13 protein-coding genes are annotated in these 16,053 nt (G+C 68.8%); 11 read left to right on the top strand and 2 right to left on the bottom strand.

Annotated features, from left to right (window positions below; genetic code table 11):
* Window positions 1-12: 12 nt before the first annotated feature.
* Window positions 13-2,301 carry a TonB-dependent receptor gene (locus G5B46_RS22800; protein WP_165262779.1) on the bottom strand — a complete coding sequence of 763 codons (2,289 nt, stop codon included), beginning with the start codon at window positions 2,299-2,301 and terminating at the stop codon, window positions 13-15.
* A gap of 220 nt (window positions 2,302-2,521) precedes the next feature.
* Here G5B46_RS22800 and ettA point away from each other — a divergent pair, with 220 nt between their 5' ends.
* A complete protein-coding gene (gene ettA, locus G5B46_RS22795) occupies window positions 2,522-4,189 on the top strand; it encodes an energy-dependent translational throttle protein EttA (RefSeq protein ID WP_165262777.1) in 1,668 nt (555 codons plus the stop codon).
* Window positions 4,190-4,260: 71 nt separating this feature from the next.
* On the opposite strand, the gene G5B46_RS22790 is transcribed toward ettA, so the two are convergent.
* Entirely contained in the window at window positions 4,261-4,701 is a 441-nt protein-coding gene (locus tag G5B46_RS22790) for a hypothetical protein (protein WP_165262775.1), read from the bottom strand.
* 254 nt (window positions 4,702-4,955) lie between these two features.
* On the opposite strand from G5B46_RS22790, the gene G5B46_RS22785 reads away from it, so the two are divergent.
* The 10 genes from G5B46_RS22785 (at window position 4,956) to G5B46_RS22740 (ending at window position 15,973) form a co-directional block, all read left to right on the top strand.
* Complete coding sequence (locus G5B46_RS22785) at window positions 4,956-5,915, top strand: 2-hydroxyacid dehydrogenase (RefSeq protein ID WP_165262773.1); 960 nt, start codon at window positions 4,956-4,958, stop codon at window positions 5,913-5,915.
* A gap of 35 nt (window positions 5,916-5,950) precedes the next feature.
* Window positions 5,951-6,316, top strand: a complete 366-nt coding sequence (locus tag G5B46_RS22780) for a VOC family protein (RefSeq protein WP_165262771.1) — start codon at window positions 5,951-5,953, stop codon at window positions 6,314-6,316.
* Between the two features lie 149 nt (window positions 6,317-6,465).
* The gene (locus tag G5B46_RS22775; RefSeq protein WP_165262769.1) at window positions 6,466-7,443 is read left to right on the top strand and encodes a metalloregulator ArsR/SmtB family transcription factor; all 978 of its coding nucleotides are present in this window, start codon (window positions 6,466-6,468) and stop codon (window positions 7,441-7,443) included.
* The gene (gene metF, locus G5B46_RS22770) at window positions 7,440-8,390 is read left to right on the top strand and encodes a methylenetetrahydrofolate reductase [NAD(P)H] (protein WP_165262767.1); all 951 of its coding nucleotides are present in this window, start codon (window positions 7,440-7,442) and stop codon (window positions 8,388-8,390) included. The genes G5B46_RS22775 and metF overlap by 4 nt, the downstream gene beginning before the upstream one ends.
* The gene (gene blaCAU, locus G5B46_RS22765) at window positions 8,387-9,247 is read left to right on the top strand and encodes a CAU/MBL1b family subclass B3 metallo-beta-lactamase (RefSeq protein WP_165262765.1); all 861 of its coding nucleotides are present in this window, start codon (window positions 8,387-8,389) and stop codon (window positions 9,245-9,247) included. The genes metF and blaCAU overlap by 4 nt, the downstream gene beginning before the upstream one ends.
* Window positions 9,244-10,320 carry a homocysteine S-methyltransferase family protein gene (locus G5B46_RS22760; RefSeq protein WP_165262763.1) on the top strand — a complete coding sequence of 359 codons (1,077 nt, stop codon included), beginning with the start codon at window positions 9,244-9,246 and terminating at the stop codon, window positions 10,318-10,320. Before blaCAU ends, G5B46_RS22760 begins: the two co-directional genes overlap by 4 nt.
* 14 nt (window positions 10,321-10,334) lie before the next feature.
* The gene (locus G5B46_RS22755) at window positions 10,335-11,339 is read left to right on the top strand and encodes a D-alanine--D-alanine ligase (protein WP_165262761.1); all 1,005 of its coding nucleotides are present in this window, start codon (window positions 10,335-10,337) and stop codon (window positions 11,337-11,339) included.
* Window positions 11,340-11,341: 2 nt separating this feature from the next.
* Window positions 11,342-11,743: a DUF4259 domain-containing protein gene (locus G5B46_RS22750; protein ID WP_165262759.1), complete on the top strand. Its 402-nt coding sequence runs from the start codon at window positions 11,342-11,344 to the stop codon at window positions 11,741-11,743.
* The gene (metH, locus tag G5B46_RS22745) at window positions 11,740-14,418 is read left to right on the top strand and encodes a methionine synthase (RefSeq protein ID WP_165262757.1); all 2,679 of its coding nucleotides are present in this window, start codon (window positions 11,740-11,742) and stop codon (window positions 14,416-14,418) included. The genes G5B46_RS22750 and metH overlap by 4 nt, the downstream gene beginning before the upstream one ends.
* A 106-nt stretch (window positions 14,419-14,524) precedes the next feature.
* Window positions 14,525-15,973 carry a GH1 family beta-glucosidase gene (locus G5B46_RS22740; protein ID WP_165262755.1) on the top strand — a complete coding sequence of 483 codons (1,449 nt, stop codon included), beginning with the start codon at window positions 14,525-14,527 and terminating at the stop codon, window positions 15,971-15,973.
* Window positions 15,974-16,053: the final 80 nt, after the last annotated feature.

Here is a 16,053-nt window from a genome sequence, read left to right as displayed (position 1 = left end):
CCGGAAGAGGGCCTAGAACGCCTTCTTGATCGTCACGAAGCCCTGGCGCGGCGGGGCCGGCAGCAGGGTCATGGTCGTGCCGGCGGTGTCGCGGTTGACGAAGCCGCCCGAGCCGACGGTCGAGATGTAGTCCTCGTCGGTCAGGTTGGTGATGTTGGCCTGGATCTCCAGGCCCTTGCTCCAGCCTTCGCCGTCGAAGCGGTAGCCGAGGGTCAGGTCGGCCACGGTGTAGCCGTCGACCTCGCCGCCGACGTTCTCGTAGGTGTAGTAGCGCTCGCCGGTGTAGCTGACGCCGAGGCGGGCGAAGAAGCCGCCCTGCTCGAACTTCACCTCGCCCTTGAACAGGTTCTTGGGCGTGTTGACGACGGTCTTGCCAGCCGTGCGGGCGGCGATCGTGCCGTCGCCGTTGGTGACGTCGTCCTCGTATTCGGAGGTGTTGTAGGTGTACGAACCGTAGACCGACCAGGCGTCGGTCAGGCGGTATTCGCCGGCGAGTTCCACGCCCTGGGTCTTCACCGAGCCGACGTTCGACAGCACGGCGGGCAGGCCCAGGATCGGCGAGGCGGTCGAGGCGCTGAGCAGGCGGTTCTCGAAGGTCACGTCATAGACCGCGGCAACGCCCTGGAAGGCGCCGTTACGATAGCGGACGCCGCCTTCCCAGGTCTTGGAGCTTTCCGGCTCCAGGGTCTTGGCGACGTAGTCGACCACCGTCTGGCTCTGCGAGGCGAACGGACCGGCGGTGGCGGCCGAGACGTAGGCGGCCATGTTCTCGGTGTAGCCGCCGAACAGCTCCAGGCCGTTGCCGAAGGCGTAGACCGCGCCGACCTGCGGCAGGAAGCTTTCCTCGCTCTTGATCGTGCCCGACAGCGGGTTGCCGACCACGGTCTTGACGCTGTTCTCGACCTTGATGGCCTTGAAGCCGAAGTTGATCTTCAGGGCGTCGGTCACGGCCCAGCTGTCTTCGATGTAGCCGGTCAGGGTCTCGGTCTTGAACCGGTACTGCCATTGGGTGGCGAACGGGTTCTGCTGGAAGTCGAGCGGATCGCGCGACGGACGCGAGACGGTCTCGGCGTAGAAGCGGCGGGCCTGGTTGAAGTGGTTGGTCTCGGTCCAGAAGCCGCCGCTCAGCTTGTGGGCGCCCAGGTCGACCGAGAGGCTGGCGATCAGGCCGCCGCGGTCGATGTCGTACTCGGTGGTGCGGATCGACAGCGGGGCGGCGTCCGAACCGGCCGTGCCGAAGCCCGGGCTGGCCAGGTAGGGCGTGTACCACAGGCCCTGGCCCTTGTTCTTGTGCTGGTAGGCGGTGGCCTTGAAGTCGACGCGGTCGCCGAACGGCAGGGCCAGGATCGCGCCGTAGAGGTCGTCGTCACGCACGCCGGCGCCGGCGTAATAGGCGTCGTCGACCGTGGCGAACGGGGCGGGCAGGGCCGTGCCGGTCTGGTAGGCGCGCGCCGCGGCGATCGCCAGATTCCAGTTGGGGATCAGGTTGTCCCAGTCGCGGCCGAGACGCTTGATCATCTCGAACGACATGTCCTGGTAGTCCTGCTCGCGGCGCTCCGAGCGGGTGTAGAAGCCGGTCAGCGAGCCTTCGCCGATCGGCAGGACGGCCTTGGCGTCGTACTGGCGCTGCTTCTGCTCGCTGCCGCCCTTCCACTTGTCGGTCTTCTGGTCGGCGACCGAGAAGAAGGCGCGCAGGCCGCCGATCTGGTCGATGGCGCCGGTCTCGAAGCGGGCGAACACGCGGTGCATGTTCTCCGAGCCGCCGGTCAGGTTCAGCTGGCCGCCCATCTGTTCGGACGGATCGCGCGAATAGAACTGCAGCGTGCCGCCGAGGTTGGAGGTCGAGGCGGTGCCCAGCGAACCGGCGCCCTGGGCCAGTTCGACCCGGCCGATGTTCTCGCTGGCGATGGCGCGGCTGATGTGCAGGCCGTTGTGGTTGCCGTAGCTCATGTCGCCCAGCGGCACGCCGTCGCGGGTGAAGCCCAGCTGGTTCTGGTTGAAGCCGCGGATCGACAGGCTGGTCGACCACTCATAGGCGCCGAACGGGTCGGCCGACTGGAACGAGACGCCCGGCAGCTTGTCGATGGCCTTCAGCGGGCTCGTGCCGGCGGCCTGGGCGGAGATGCTGTCCTCGTTGAGGATCTGGACCTGGCGGCTCTGACCCTGGCCGATGACGATGACCGCCTCGACCTCGGCGGCGGCGTCGGGCGCCGGTTCGGGCGCTGGGTTCTCGGCGGCCAGCACGGGCGCGGCGAAGAGAAGGGCGCCGAGGGCGGCGCTGAGCAGGAGGGCGGACTTCATCTGAACTATCCCCTAGTGCGCCGGGGGCGGGGAGGCCGCCGGGGCGCGTCTGGGGCTGTTCGCCTAACGTGGATCGGCGACGGGGCTGCGACGGTTATTTGTCGCCTGGTCGACAGTCCGGCGACGAACGTGTGAAGGGGCCGAGATTGCGCAAACCGGCCCCAGCCGCTATTTGAGCGGCCGATCCCCGCACCCCGACCCGAGAGACGAAAAGCCCCTCATGGCGCAGCAATACATTTTCCAGATGCAGGGCCTGACCAAGGCCTATCCCGGCGGCAAGAAGGTCTTCGAGAACATCTGGCTGTCGTTCTATTCCGACGCCAAGATCGGCGTGGTCGGCGTCAACGGCTCGGGTAAGTCGACCCTGCTGAAGGTGATGGCCGGCCTGGACAAGGAATTTTCCGGCGAGGCCAAGGCCGCCGACGGCGTCAAGCGCGGCTACCTCCCGCAGGAGCCGCAGCTGGACCCGACGCTCGACGTCTGGGGCAACGTGATCGCCGACTGCGAGGACAAGAAGGTCTTCGACAAGTACAACGCCTTGGCCGCCCAGCTCGGTGAGGAATACACCGACGAGCTGATGGAGGAGATGACCAAGCTCCAGGAGATCATCGACGCCAAGGATCTGTGGGACATCGATTCCAAGATCGAGATGGCGATCGACGCCCTGCGCTGCCCGCCCAACGACAGCAACATCGAAAGCCTGTCGGGCGGTGAAAAGCGCCGTATCGCCCTGGCCCGCCTGCTGCTCAGCAAGCCCGACATGCTGCTGCTCGACGAACCGACCAACCACCTGGACGCCGAGTCGGTGGCCTGGCTCCAGCACCACCTGGAAGAGTTCCCGGGCTGCGTGATCCTGGTCACCCACGACCGCTACTTCCTGGATCAGGTCACCAAGTGGACCCTGGAACTGGATCGCGGCAAGGGCATCCCCTACGAGGGCAACTACTCGGGCTGGCTCGAGCAGAAGCAGAAGCGCGTCGTCCAGGAGCAGTCGGAATCGGAAGCCCGCCAGCGTGCGCTCACCCGCGAACTGGAATGGGTCCGCAGCTCGCCCAAGGCCCGTCAGTCCAAGTCGAAGGCCCGCCTGGCCTCGTACGAGGAAATGGTCGCCGCGCAGGAGAACGCCCGCGCCGCCCAGACCCAGGCCCACATCCAGATCCCGCCCGGCCCGCGCCTCGGCAACGTCGTTCTCGAGGTCAACGGCCTGGAGAAGGAGTACGGCGACAAGGTGCTGTTCAAGGACCTGTCGTTCCGCCTGCCGCCGAACGGCATCGTCGGCGTCATCGGCCCCAACGGCGCCGGCAAGTCGACCCTGTTCAAGCTGATCACCGGCCGCGAGCAGCCCGACCAGGGCACCATCAAGGTCGGCGAGACCGTGAAGCTGGCCTATGTCGACCAGTCGCGCGACGCGCTGGACCCGAACAAGACGGTCTGGGAAGAAGTCAGCGGCGGCACCGACGTGATGGTCGTCGGCAAGCGCGAGATCAACAGCCGCGCCTATGTCGGCAGCTTCAACTTCAAGGGCGGCGACCAGCAGAAGAAGGTCGGCCTGCTGTCGGGCGGTGAGCGCAACCGCGTCCACCTGGCCAAGACCCTGGCCACCGGCGGCAACCTGATCCTGCTCGACGAACCGACCAACGACCTGGACATCGAAACCCTGCAGGCCCTGGAAGAGGCGCTCGAAGAGTTCGCCGGCTGCGCCGTGGTCATCAGCCACGATCGCTGGTTCCTGGACCGCCTGGCCACGCACATCCTGGCCTTCGAGGGCGACAGCCACGTCGAATGGTTCGAAGGCAACTTCGAGATGTACGAGGAAGACAAGAAGCGCCGCCTGGGCGCCGACAGCCTGATCCCCAAGCGGATCAAGTTCCAGAAGTTCGCCCGCTAAGCGCGGCGGCCGAAGGTCGAAAACAGAGAGAGGGGCGGCTCCATCGGGGCCGCCCCTTTTTTCTTGCGCGCCTACTTGGGTTCCTTGGGCGGCATGTTCGGATCGGAGCCGGGCAGGTTGGAGCCCGGATCGGGGGCCATCATGTCGTCGGGCGGGGTGTTGGTCGGCGGCGTCGTCGGCATCGAGGGCGGGGCGTCGGCGCTGGGCGGATTGACCGCCGTGCTGGCCGCCGCGTCGCCGGACATCGCGCCGTTCATCGTGGCGGGCGGCAGGGTGGCGGAGGTGTCGGCCGCGGCGCCGGTCGCTGCCTCGCCGGCCCACCAGTCCATGGTGGCGCGCTGCTTGGGCGAGGCCTTGGAATAGGCTTCCAGCTGGCCGTAGGGGATGGGCTGCTTGGGCGAGGCCACGGCGGCCGAGGCCTTGATCTTCGGGTTCGCGACGGCCGCGCTCGACACGGCGCCGGAGGCGATCAGGGCGAGCGTTGCGCCCGCCAGGAGGGTTTTCGTGAACATGGGAGCTCTCCCTAAAGCGCCGTTCTCGGCGCCAGTCGATAAAACCCCTTCGCGGTCAAGGCGTTCACAGCTTCGCCGCGCACGGAACCGTCGGCGACCATGGCGGGTTGAGAGCGGCGCTTCAGATGTTCGTGCGTCGCGTGTTGAGTGCTGGCGCGCGGGCGTCAGAGGAGTAGCCTGTCCCAGCCAAGAACGATCGTCCCGCGGATCGGCGGCGGAGATAGTCCGCCGCGCGCCGGGACTGGAGAAGCCGTATGTCGCAGACCCCCGTCGTGAAGCCCCACATCGTCCTTTCGCACGAGATGCTGCTGCCGATGCAGCCGCTGCTGGAAGGCGCCTACGAGGTGCATCGCCTGTGGGACTATCCCGATCGCCTGGCTTTCCTGGAGGGGCCGGGCAAGCAGGTGCAGGCCATCGTCCACGCCGGCGAGATGGTGCTGCCGCGCGACCTGCTTTCGGAAATGCCGCGTCTGGGCCTGATCGCCTGCGTCAGCGCCGGCTATGACGGTGTCGACGTGCCCTGGTGCCGGGCCCACGGCCTGGCGGTCACCCACTCGGTGGGGCTGAACGCCGGCGACGTGGCCGACCACGCCCTGGGCCTGCTGCTGAGCGCCTGGCGCGGCATCGCCGAGGGCGACCGCCGGGTGCGGGCCGGTCGCTGGACCTCGATGGACCGCATGGGCGCGCGCCACGGCCTGCGCGGCCGCAAGGCCGGGATCATCGGCCTTGGCCATATCGGCGAGGCCGTCGCCCGCCGTCTGGAGGCCTTCGACGTCAAGGTCGCCTGGTGGGGCCCGCGTCCCAAGGAGGCCGCCTGGCCGCGCGCCGAGAACCTGCTGGCCCTGGCCCGCGACAGCGACATCCTGGTGGTCTGCGCCCGCCCGGACGCCGCCAACCGTCACATGGTCAACGCCGGGGTCATCGACGCCCTGGGGCCGCACGGCCTGCTGGTCAACGTGTCGCGCGGGTCGCTGGTCGACGAGGAGGCCCTGGTCGCCGCGCTGAAGGACGGACGCCTGGGCATGGCCGCCCTGGACGTCTTCGAGCAGGAGCCGACGCCGCCGGCGCGCTGGGCCGACGTGCCCCACACCGTGCTGACGCCGCACATGGCGGGCGCGACGCTCGACAGCATTCCGGCCATGGTCAACCTGACCCTGGAGAACCTGCGCCGCTATTTCCACGGCGAGCCCCTGGCCAGCCCCGTGGCGGCCTGACGGGGTCGGCGCCTGGAAAGAGGGAAGGGGATCGCATGGCCAAGGTGCTGGGTCTGGGCGGGGTGTTCTTCAAGGCCGAGGACCCCAAGGGCCTGGCCGCGTGGTACGCGCGGGTGCTGGGGATCAAGGTCGAGGACTGGGGCGGGGCGATGTTTCCGCATCCCAAGGTCGGCATGACCAACTGGTCGCCGTTCCCCGCCGATACCCGCTATTTCGAGCCTTCGACGGCGCCGTTCATGATCAACCTGATCGTCGACGACATCGACGGCGTGCTGGCCAAGGCCGCCGCCGAGGGCGTCGAGCCGACGGGGCGGCAGGACGAGGAGTACGGGCGCTTCGCCTGGCTGGTCGATCCGGCGGGCTTCAAGGTCGAGCTCTGGCAGCCGGCCGCCGAAGGCTGAAGCCGGGCGGAATTGGAAGATTTATCCCCGATCATGGCGCGGTGGTCGCGCCAGGGGGGCTTTTTGATCTCCGGCCGGCGGGATAAGGAGCGTCCCGTCGGCGCAGAATTCGCTTGCCAAATCGGACATAAAGATATCTTTATGTCCCTATGGCGCTAACGAGCGAACAGGTTGTCGACGTACTTCGGGCGGCGGGCGAAAGCACCCGTCTGCGCATCCTCGCGCTGCTGGCCGTCGAGGAGCTTTCGGTGCTCGAGCTGTGCCGGATCCTCGACCAGAGCCAGCCGCGCGTTTCCCGCCATCTGAAGCTTCTGGCCGAGGCTGGACTGGTCGAGCGTTTTCCCGACGGGGCCTGGGTGTTCTATCGCCTGGCCGGCACGTCCGGCGGCGGGGCGGTGGTCGCCGCGGCCCTGGCTCTGATCCAGGCCGACGACGCGGTCGTGCGGAGCGACGCCAGCCAGCTGGCCGCCGTGCGCGCCGAGCGATCGGCCGGCGCCCAGGCCTATTTCGCCCGCAACGCCGCGCGCTGGAACGAGATCCGCTCGCTCTATGTCGACGAGAAGGAGGTCGAGGCGGCCATCCTGCGCGCGACCGGCGAGGGGCCGTTCGACGAGATGGTCGACCTGGGCGCGGGCGCTGGCCGCATGCTGACCTTGCTGGGCGGCCGGGCGGTGAACGCGCTGGGCCTGGACCTGTCGCAGCAGATGCTGAACATCGCCCGCGACGAGGTGGCCAAGGCCGGGCTGACGGCCTGCGAGCTGCGCCACGGCGACATCTTCGACACCGGCCTGCCGGGCGGCTGCGCCGACCTCGTCACCGTTCACCAGGTGCTGCACTATCTGGGCGACCCCGCCGCGGCCGTGACCGAGGCCGCGCGCCTGGTGGCCCCCGGCGGGCTGCTGCTGATCGCCGACTTCGCCCCGCACGACCACGAGTTCCTGCGCGAGGCCCACCAGCATCGCCGCCTGGGCTTCGCCGACGACGAGATCCTGCCCTGGATCGAGGCCGGCGGCCTCGTGCCCGAAACCAACATCGCCCTGCCGCCGACCACGGCCGAGGGGCTGACCGTCAAGATCTGGACCGCCCGTCGACCCGGCGCGGCCCTGGCCGAAAGGACCGCCGCATGACCCTGCCGCCCACCCGCCGCGTGATCGGGCCGGTGGCCCGCGCCGGCGAACGCCCCGTCGGCGCCGCCCGGCCGCGCGTGTCGTTCGAGTTCTTCCCGCCCAAGACCGAGAAGATGGAAGCCAGCCTGTGGGAGGCGATCACCCGCCTGGCCCCGCTGGACCCGGCCTTCGTGTCGGTGACCTACGGCGCCGGCGGCTCGACCCGCGAGCGCACCCACCGCACGGTCAAGCGCATCCTCGACGAGACCTCGCTGAAGCCGGCCGCCCACCTGACCTGCGTCGGCGCCAGCCGCGCCGAGGTCGACGAGGTGATCCACGACTACTGGAACATCGGCGTGCGCCACATCGTGTCGCTGCGGGGCGACCCGCCTCCCGGCGAAGGCGGCATCGGCGGCGTCTACGTGCCGCGCGAGGACGGCTACAAGAACGCCACCGAACTGACGGCGGCGCTGCGCGGCATCGCGCCGTTCGAGGTGCTGGTCGGGGTCTATCCCGAAAAGCACCCCGAGAGCCCGTCGCTGGACCACGACATCGACGTGCTGAAGGCCAAGGTCGACGCCGGCGCGACCCTGGGCATCAGCCAGTTCTTCTTCGACATCGACGCCTTCCTGCGCTTCGTCGACAAGGCGCGCGCGGCGGGGATCACCATTCCGATCGTGCCGGGCATCATGCCGGTGACCAACTTCAACGGCCTCAAGACCATGTCGGCGGCCTGCCAGACCTCGGTGCCGTCGTGGCTGGCCAACCTGTTCGAGGGGCTGGACCAGGATCCGGAGACCCGCCGCCTGATCGCCTGCTCGGTGGCCGCCGAGATGTGCGCCAAGCTGCAGGAGCAGGGCTTCAACGACTTCCACTTCTACACGCTGAACCGCGCCGACCTCGTTTACGCCATCTGCCGCGTGCTGGGCGTGCGCGAGAGCGCGCCGGCCCAGGAGGCGGCCGCATGAGGGCGCTGGTCTTCGCTCTGGCGCTGGGCCTGGCCTCGACGAGCGTCGCCGCCAAGGCCGACGACAACGCCAATTGGGTGCGGCCGATCAAGCCCTACCGGGTGGTCGGCAACATCTATTACGTCGGCTCCGAGGGGCTGTCGGCCTGGCTGGTCACGACGTCGGAAGGCCATGTGCTGCTCGACGGCGGACCGTCGGCGGAAGGCGGCAAGCTGATCGAGCGCAACATCCAGTCGCTGGGCTTCAAGCTCTCCGACGTGAAGGTGCTGATCAACACCCACGCCCACTACGACCACGCCGGCGGCCTGGCCCAGCTGAAGGCCGACACCGGCGCCAAGCTGTGGGCCTCGCGCGCCGACAAGCCGGCCCTGGAGAAGGGCCAGCACTTCGGCGACAACGCCAACGGCCTGACGCCGTTTCCGGCGGTGAAGGTCGACAAGACCTTCGGCGACGAGACCAAGCTGAAGATGGGCGGCTCGACGCTCGTCGCCCACCTGACGCCGGGCCACACCATCGGCTGCACCAGCTGGACCACCCAGGTGGTCGAGCGGGGCCGGGCGCTGAACGTGACCTTCCCGTGCTCGCTGTCGGTGGCCGGCAACGTGCTGGTCGGCAACAAGACCCACAAGTCGATCGTCGCCGACTACCGGGCCAGTTTCGCGGCGCTGCGGGCGATCCCGACCGACGTGATGCTGCCCAGCCACGAGGAGCAGGGCGACCTCTTGGCCAAGCGTCAGAAGCAGTTGCGCGGCGACGCCGACGCGTTCATCGATCCGACTGAACTGGGCAAGTTCGTCGACGGCTACGAGACCCGGTTCAACCAGGAACTGGCGCGCCAGCAGGGAGCCGCCAAATGACCGACCTTTCCATTCGCGCCAACCGCGTGGCCGCCCTCAAGGCCGCCGCCAAGGAACGCATCCTCATCCTCGACGGCTCCTGGGGCGTGATGTTCCAGAAGAAGAAGCTGGGCGAGGCCGACTACCGCGCCGAGCGCTTCGCGAACTTCGACGGCCAGATGAAGGGCAACAACGACATCCTGTGCCTGACCCGGCCCGATCTGGTGGCCGAGCTGCACGACGCCTATTTCGCGGCCGGCGCCGACATCTCCGAGACCAACACCTTCTCGGGCACCACCATCGCCCAGGCCGACTACCGCCTGGGCGAACAGGACGTCTGGGACATCAACCTGGAAGGCGCCAGGATCGGCCGCCAGGTCGCCGACCGCTGGAACGCCGAAAATCCCGAGCGTCCGAAGTTCATCGCCGGCTCGATCGGCCCGCTGAACGTCATGCTGTCGATGTCGTCGGACGTGAACGACCCGGGCGCGCGCAAGGTGACCTTCGACCAGGTCTACGAGGCCTATCGCCAGCAGGTGGACGCGCTGTACCAGGGCGGGGTCGATCTCTTCCTGATCGAGACCATCACCGACACCCTGAACTGCAAGGCCGCCATCAAGGCCATCCTCGACTGGCGCGACGAGGGCCACGAGGAGCTGCCGATCTGGATCAGCGGCACCATCACCGACCGCTCGGGCCGCACGCTGTCGGGCCAGACCGCCGAGGCGTTCTGGAACTCGATCAAGCACGCCAAGCCGTTCGCGGTGGGCTTCAACTGCGCCCTGGGCGCGGATCTGATGCGCCCGCACATCGCCGAGATGGCCCGCATCGCCGACACCCTGGTCGCGGCCTATCCCAACGCCGGCCTGCCCAACGCCATGGGCGAGTACGACGAGGAGCCGCACGAGACCGGCCACGCCCTGCACGAGTGGGCCAAGGACGGTCTCGTCAACATCCTGGGCGGCTGCTGCGGCACCACCCCCGACCACATCCGCCACGTGGCGGACGAGGTGCGCGGCGTTCAGCCGCGCGCTATCCCGGAACGCCCCAAGGCCATGCGCCTGGCGGGCCTGGAACCCTTCGAGCTGGCCTGATCGAGTACGAGACGATGCGCACCACCATCCTTTTCGGCGGCCCCAGCCGCGAGCGTCTCGTGGCCGTGGCCAGCGCCCAGGGCCTGTCGCGAACCCTGCCTGAAGCCGACCTCTGGTTCTGGGCTCCGGACGGCTGGGTCTATGTCGCCAGCCAGGGCGTGCTTCTGGGCCATGAGCGTCCTTTCGAACTGGACCTGCCGACCGAAGGCGCGCCCATCGGCGACATCGAGGCGGCGCTGGACGTCGCGGCCCGTGAGGACCGCGTCCTGCTGCTGAGCCTGCACGGCGGTTTCGCCGAGGACGGCGGTTTGCAGGCGCTGTGCGAAGCCAAGGGCGTGGCCTTCACCGGCTCGGGCTCGGAGGCCAGCCGCCTGGCCTTCGGCAAGATCCTGGCCAAGGAAGTCGTCGGCAGGGCAGGCGTGTCGGTTCCCGAGAGCATCTTCCTGGAGGGCGCGCAGAGCGCGCTGGCCGACTACGGCCGGCTGATCGCCAAGCCGGCCGAGGACGGTTCGAGCTATGGCCTGATCTTCGTCGACGGTCCCGCCGACCTGGCGGCCGTCGCCGAGGCGGCCAAGGAGATGCCCTACGTCATCGAGCCCTTCGTCCAGGGGCTGGAGTCGACCTGCGGCGTGCTGGAACTGGCCGATGGCGAGGTCATCGCCCTGCCGCCGGTGGAGATCCGTCCGTCGGCCGGCAAGTTCGACTACAAGTCCAAGTACCTGGCCAAGGACACGGTCGAGATCTGCCCGGCCACCTTCGCGCCGGAGATCAACGCCGCCCTGCAGGACCAGGCCCTGAAGGCCCACAAGGCGCTCGGCTGCCGCGGCTATTCGCGTTCGGACTTCATCGTCTCCGACCATGGCCTCGTCTATCTGGAGACCAACACCCTGCCGGGTCTGACGGCCTCGTCGCTGTATCCCAAGGCGCTGAAGGCGCAGGGGATCGAGTTCGGCGACTTCCTGCGCGGCCAGCTGGCCCTGGCCGAGGCCCGCGCCCGGCAAGCCGAGACGGCGGCCTGACCATGGGCGCCTGGGACAACGGACCGTTCGACAACGACGAGGCGGCCGACTTCATCGAGGATCTGGCCGAGGCGCCGGACTGGCGCACGGTGGTGCGGATCCTCGAGCACGTGACCAAGGCCGCGGGCTATCTGGAAGCGCCCGAGGGCGAGATGGCCGTGGCCGCCGCCGCCATCGTGGCGGCCTGCGTCGGCGACCTGGCCGTGCTGCCCGAAGACCAGCGCGGCCTCAAGGACGCCCTGGGCGCGCCGCCGGAAGGCCTGGTGCGCCTGGCCCGCGCGGCCCTGGCCAGGGTGGTCGCCCCGGCGTCCGAAATCGACGAACTCTGGCAGGAAGGCGACGCGCACGACGCGTGGCTGACCCACATCGCCAGCCTGCAGACTATCCTGAGCGCATCCCAATGAGACCTGTCTTCGTCAACATCGGCGAGCGGACCAACGTCACCGGTTCGGCCAAGTTCAAGAAGCTGATCGTCGAGGGCAACTTCAGCGAGGCCCTGTCGGTCGCGCGCCAGCAGGTCGAGGCCGGCGCCCAGGTCATCGACGTCAACATGGACGAGGGCCTGCTCGACAGCGAGCAGGCGATGGTCACCTTCCTGAACCTGATGGCCGCCGAGCCCGACATCGCCCGCGTGCCGGTGATGATCGACAGCTCCAAGTGGGAAGTGATCGAAGCCGGCCTCAAGTGCGTGCAGGGCAAGGCGATCGTCAACTCGATCAGCCTGAAGGAAGGCGAGGAGAAGTTCCTCCAGCAGGCCCGCCTTTGCCAACGCTACGGCGCGGCGGTGGTTGTCATGGCCTTCGACGAGGTCGGCCAGGCCGACACCGAGGCCCGCAAGGTCGAGATCTGCCAGCGCGCCTACAACACCCTGGTCGACAAGGTGGGCTTCGCGCCGGAAGACATCATCTTCGATCCCAACATCTTCGCCGTGGCGACCGGGATCGAGGAGCACGACAACTACGCCGTCGACTTCATCGAAGCCACGCGCCGGATCAAGCAGCTGCTGCCGTTCGCCCGGGTGTCGGGCGGGGTGTCGAACGTCTCGTTCAGCTTCCGCGGCAACGAGCCGGTGCGCCGGGCGATCCACTCGGTGTTCCTGTACCACGCCATCAACGCCGGCATGGACATGGGCATCGTCAACGCCGGCGACCTGCCGGTCTATGACGACATCGACGCGACCCTGCGCGAGGCCGTCGAGGACGTGATCCTCAACCGTCCGCAGCGCGATCCGGTGCAGACCAACACCGAGCGCCTGGTCGACATGGCCCCGCGCTACAAGGGCGAGAAGGGCCAGCAGCAGGTCGCAAACCTGGCGTGGCGCGAGGGAACGGTGAACGAGCGCCTGACCCACGCCCTGGTGCACGGCATCACCGAGTTTATCGACGCCGACACCGAAGAGGCCCGCCTGGCCGCCGAGCGGCCGCTGCACGTCATCGAAGGCCCGCTGATGGACGGCATGAACGTCGTCGGCGACCTGTTCGGCGCGGGCAAGATGTTCCTGCCGCAGGTGGTCAAGTCGGCCCGCGTGATGAAGCAGGCCGTGGCCTGGCTGATGCCGTTCATGGAGGCCGAGAAGGAAGGCCAGGAGCGCAAGGCAGCCGGCAAGGTGCTGATGGCCACGGTGAAGGGTGACGTCCACGACATCGGCAAGAACATCGTCGGCGTCGTGCTGCAGTGTAACAACTACGAGGTCGTCGACCTGGGCGTGATGGTGCCCGCCGACCGCATCCTCGACGAGGCCAAGAAGCACGAGGTCGACATGATCGGCCTGTCGGGCCTGATCACCCCGTCGCTGGACGAGATGGTGTTCGTGGCCGCCGAGATGGAGCGCCAGGGCTTCACCATCCCGCTGCTGATCGGCGGGGCCACGACCAGCCGCACCCACACGGCGGTGAAGATCGAGCCGGCCTATAGCCGCGGCCCGACCACCTATGTGGTCGATGCCAGCCGGGCGGTGGGCGTGGTGTCCTCGCTGCTGTCGCCGACCGAGAAGGACAGGGTGACGGCTGACACCCGCGCCGAGTACGTCAAGGTGCGCGAGCAGTACGCCCGCGGCCAGACGGTCAAGGCCCGCACGGCCATCGGCGAGGCCCGCAAGCGCAAGTACGCCATCGACTGGAAGGGCTATACGCCGCCCAAGCCGCTGTTCACCGGCGCGCGCACCTTCGAGCCGAGCCTGGCCGAGCTGGAGCCGTTCATCGACTGGTCGCCGTTCTTCGCCAGCTGGGAGCTGATCGGCCGCTATCCGCAGATCCTGGAAGACGACGTGGTCGGCGAGGCGGCTACCGATCTCTATCGCGACGCCCGGGTCATGCTCGACAAGGTCATCGCCGAGCAGTGGTTCGGGGCCAAGGGCGTGATCGGCTTCTGGCCGGCCCAGGCGGTCGAGGACGACGTGGTGCTGTACGCCGACGAGACCCGTAACGTCGAGATCGCCCGCCTGCACACCCTGCGCCAGCAGATCGACAAGGGCCCGGGCGAGGGCAAGGCCAATCTGGCGCTGTCGGACTTCGTCGCGCCCGTGGGCGGCCCGGCCGACTATGTGGGCGGCTTCGCCGTCACCGCCGGCCATGGCGAGGACGAGATCGTCAAGCGCTTCAAGGACGCCGGCGACGACTACAGCGCCATCATGGCGTCGGCGCTCGCCGACCGCCTGGCCGAGGCCTTCGCCGAGTGGCTGCACCACAAGGCGCGCGTTGAGCTGTGGGGCTACGCGCCCGAAGAGGGCTTCGACGCCGAGCGCCTGATCGCCGAGAAGTACCAGGGGATCCGCCCTGCGCCCGGTTATCCGGCCCAGCCCGACCACACCGAGAAGGGCACGCTGTTCAGGCTGCTGGACGCCGAGGCCGCCACCGGCATGGCCCTGACCGAGAGCTTCGCCATGAGCCCCGGCGCGGCCGTGTCGGGCCTCTATTTCAGCCACCCGCAGAGCCACTATTTCGGAGTCGGCAAGATCGACTTCGACCAGGTCGAGGACTACGCCCGCCGCAAGGGCTGGGACCTGGCCACGACCGAGCGCTGGCTGTCGCCGATCCTCAACTACGACCCGCTGGCCCGGGCGCGCGGCGAGGCGGCTTAAGGGCCCAACATCCTCCCGCTGAAGAGGGAGGGGCTGGCCGCTCTGGCCAAGCCCCTCGCTTTCAGGTCATCCTGCTTCCAAGAGACAAGCCTTGGGGGAGTGAGGCGTGGAGGACGGGGGCATCAGCCGCCGCGCGCTGGGCGCGCTGGCGGTGGGCGGAACGGCTGCGGGACTGGCGGGATGCGCGGGCCCCAAGGGCGGCGACGTGCGGCCAAGGTCGCGGGACTTTCCCAAGGATTTCGTCTGGGGCGCGGCCAGCGCCGCCTTCCAGACCGAGGGCTCGCCGACCGCCGACGGGCGAGGGCCCAGCGTCTGGGACGTGTTCCAGGACCAGCCCGGCAAGATCATCGACGGCTCGAACGCCAAGGTCGCCACCGATAGCTATCGCCGCTGGGCCGAGGACGTCGACCTGGTGGCCGGGGCCGGATTGGGCGCCTACCGGTTCTCGATCTCGTGGTCGCGGGTGCTGCCCACGGGGGCGGGTGCGGTGGCCCAGGCCGGCGTCGACCACTACAGCCGCCTGGTCGATAGGCTGCTGGAGAAGGGCGTGACGCCCTACGCCACGCTGTTCCATTGGGACCTTCCGCAGGCGGTGCAGGACCGCGGCGGCTGGGCGACGCGCGACAGCGCCAAGGCCTTCGCCGACTATGCCGCCCTGGTTGGCGAGCGGCTGGGCGACCGGCTCAAGAAGATCATCGTGCTGAACGAGCCGGCGGTGCACACTGTGTTCGGCCACGTCACCGGCGAGCACGCGCCGGGGCTGAAGGACGTGGCCCTGCTGGGGCCGGTGACCCACCACATGAACCTGGGGCAGGGGATGGCCATCCAGGCCCTGCGCGCCGCCCAAAGCGACCTGTCGATCGGCACCACCCTGGCGCTGCAGCCCTGCCGGCCGGCGGGCGGGGGGCTGGCGTTCTGGAACCGGCTGGCCTCGGACGGCCTGGACGCGCTGTGGAACCGCGCCTGGCTCGATCCGCTGCTGAAGGGCGACTATCCCGACCAGATGGACGAGTTCCTGGGCGACCGGGTGCGCTCGGAAGACCTCTCGACGATCCGCCAGAGGGTCGACTTCATGGGGGTGAACTACTACGCACCGGCCTACATGCGCCTGGCGCCGCTGTCGCCGGGGCGGATCAAGCCGGCCGATCCGCCGAGGGGCGCCGAGCTGGACGCCTTCGGGCGGCACATCGATCCCTCGGGCCTGCTGGAGGTGCTGACGCGGCTGCGCACCGAGTACGGCAACCCGCCGGTGTTCATCACCGAGAACGGCTGCTCGGATCCGTTCGGCGACGGCGGGGCGATCCAGGCCGACACCTTCCGCATCGCCTTCCTGCGCCGCCACCTGCAGGCGGTGAAGGCGGCCATGGAGGCGGGCTCGCCCGTGAAGGGCTTCTTCGCCTGGTGCCTGATCGACAACTGGGAATGGGCGCTGGGCTATCGCTCGAAGTTCGGCCTGGTCAGCCACGACCGCGCGAGCGGGGAGCGCAAGCCCAAGGCCTCGTACGGCTGGTACGCAGGCCTGGCGCGGAGCGGGGTGCTGCCGACGGCGCCGTGAGGACCGCCTGGCGGCGGCCCCCTCAGTCGCTTTGCGACAGCTCCCCCAGAGGGGGAGCATCTTGCCGCCTCAGATCCTCT

The organism is Caulobacter sp. 602-2, assembly GCF_011043625.1.
Taxonomy (GTDB): domain Bacteria; phylum Pseudomonadota; class Alphaproteobacteria; order Caulobacterales; family Caulobacteraceae; genus Caulobacter.
This window is presented reverse-complemented; position numbering and strand designations above follow the sequence as displayed.

Bases quoted from the DNA above. Each gene is read 5' to 3' on its own strand.
- G5B46_RS22755 (WP_165262761.1), top strand. From the start codon at position 10,335: ATGCGCACCACCATCCTTTTCGGCGGCCCCAGCCGCGAGCGTCTCGTG.
- G5B46_RS22750 (WP_165262759.1), top strand. From the start codon at position 11,342: ATGGGCGCCTGGGACAACGGACCGTTCGACAACGACGAGGCGGCCGAC.
- G5B46_RS22800 (WP_165262779.1), bottom strand. From the start codon at position 2,301: ATGAAGTCCGCCCTCCTGCTCAGCGCCGCCCTCGGCGCCCTTCTCTTC.
- G5B46_RS22775 (WP_165262769.1), top strand. From the start codon at position 6,466: ATGGCGCTAACGAGCGAACAGGTTGTCGACGTACTTCGGGCGGCGGGC.
- blaCAU (WP_165262765.1), top strand. From the start codon at position 8,387: ATGAGGGCGCTGGTCTTCGCTCTGGCGCTGGGCCTGGCCTCGACGAGC.
- G5B46_RS22760 (WP_165262763.1), top strand. From the start codon at position 9,244: ATGACCGACCTTTCCATTCGCGCCAACCGCGTGGCCGCCCTCAAGGCC.
- ettA (WP_165262777.1), top strand. From the start codon at position 2,522: ATGGCGCAGCAATACATTTTCCAGATGCAGGGCCTGACCAAGGCCTAT.
- G5B46_RS22790 (WP_165262775.1), bottom strand. From the start codon at position 4,701: ATGTTCACGAAAACCCTCCTGGCGGGCGCAACGCTCGCCCTGATCGCC.
- metF (WP_165262767.1), top strand. From the start codon at position 7,440: ATGACCCTGCCGCCCACCCGCCGCGTGATCGGGCCGGTGGCCCGCGCC.
- metH (WP_165262757.1), top strand. From the start codon at position 11,740: ATGAGACCTGTCTTCGTCAACATCGGCGAGCGGACCAACGTCACCGGT.
- G5B46_RS22780 (WP_165262771.1), top strand. From the start codon at position 5,951: ATGGCCAAGGTGCTGGGTCTGGGCGGGGTGTTCTTCAAGGCCGAGGAC.
- G5B46_RS22785 (WP_165262773.1), top strand. From the start codon at position 4,956: ATGTCGCAGACCCCCGTCGTGAAGCCCCACATCGTCCTTTCGCACGAG.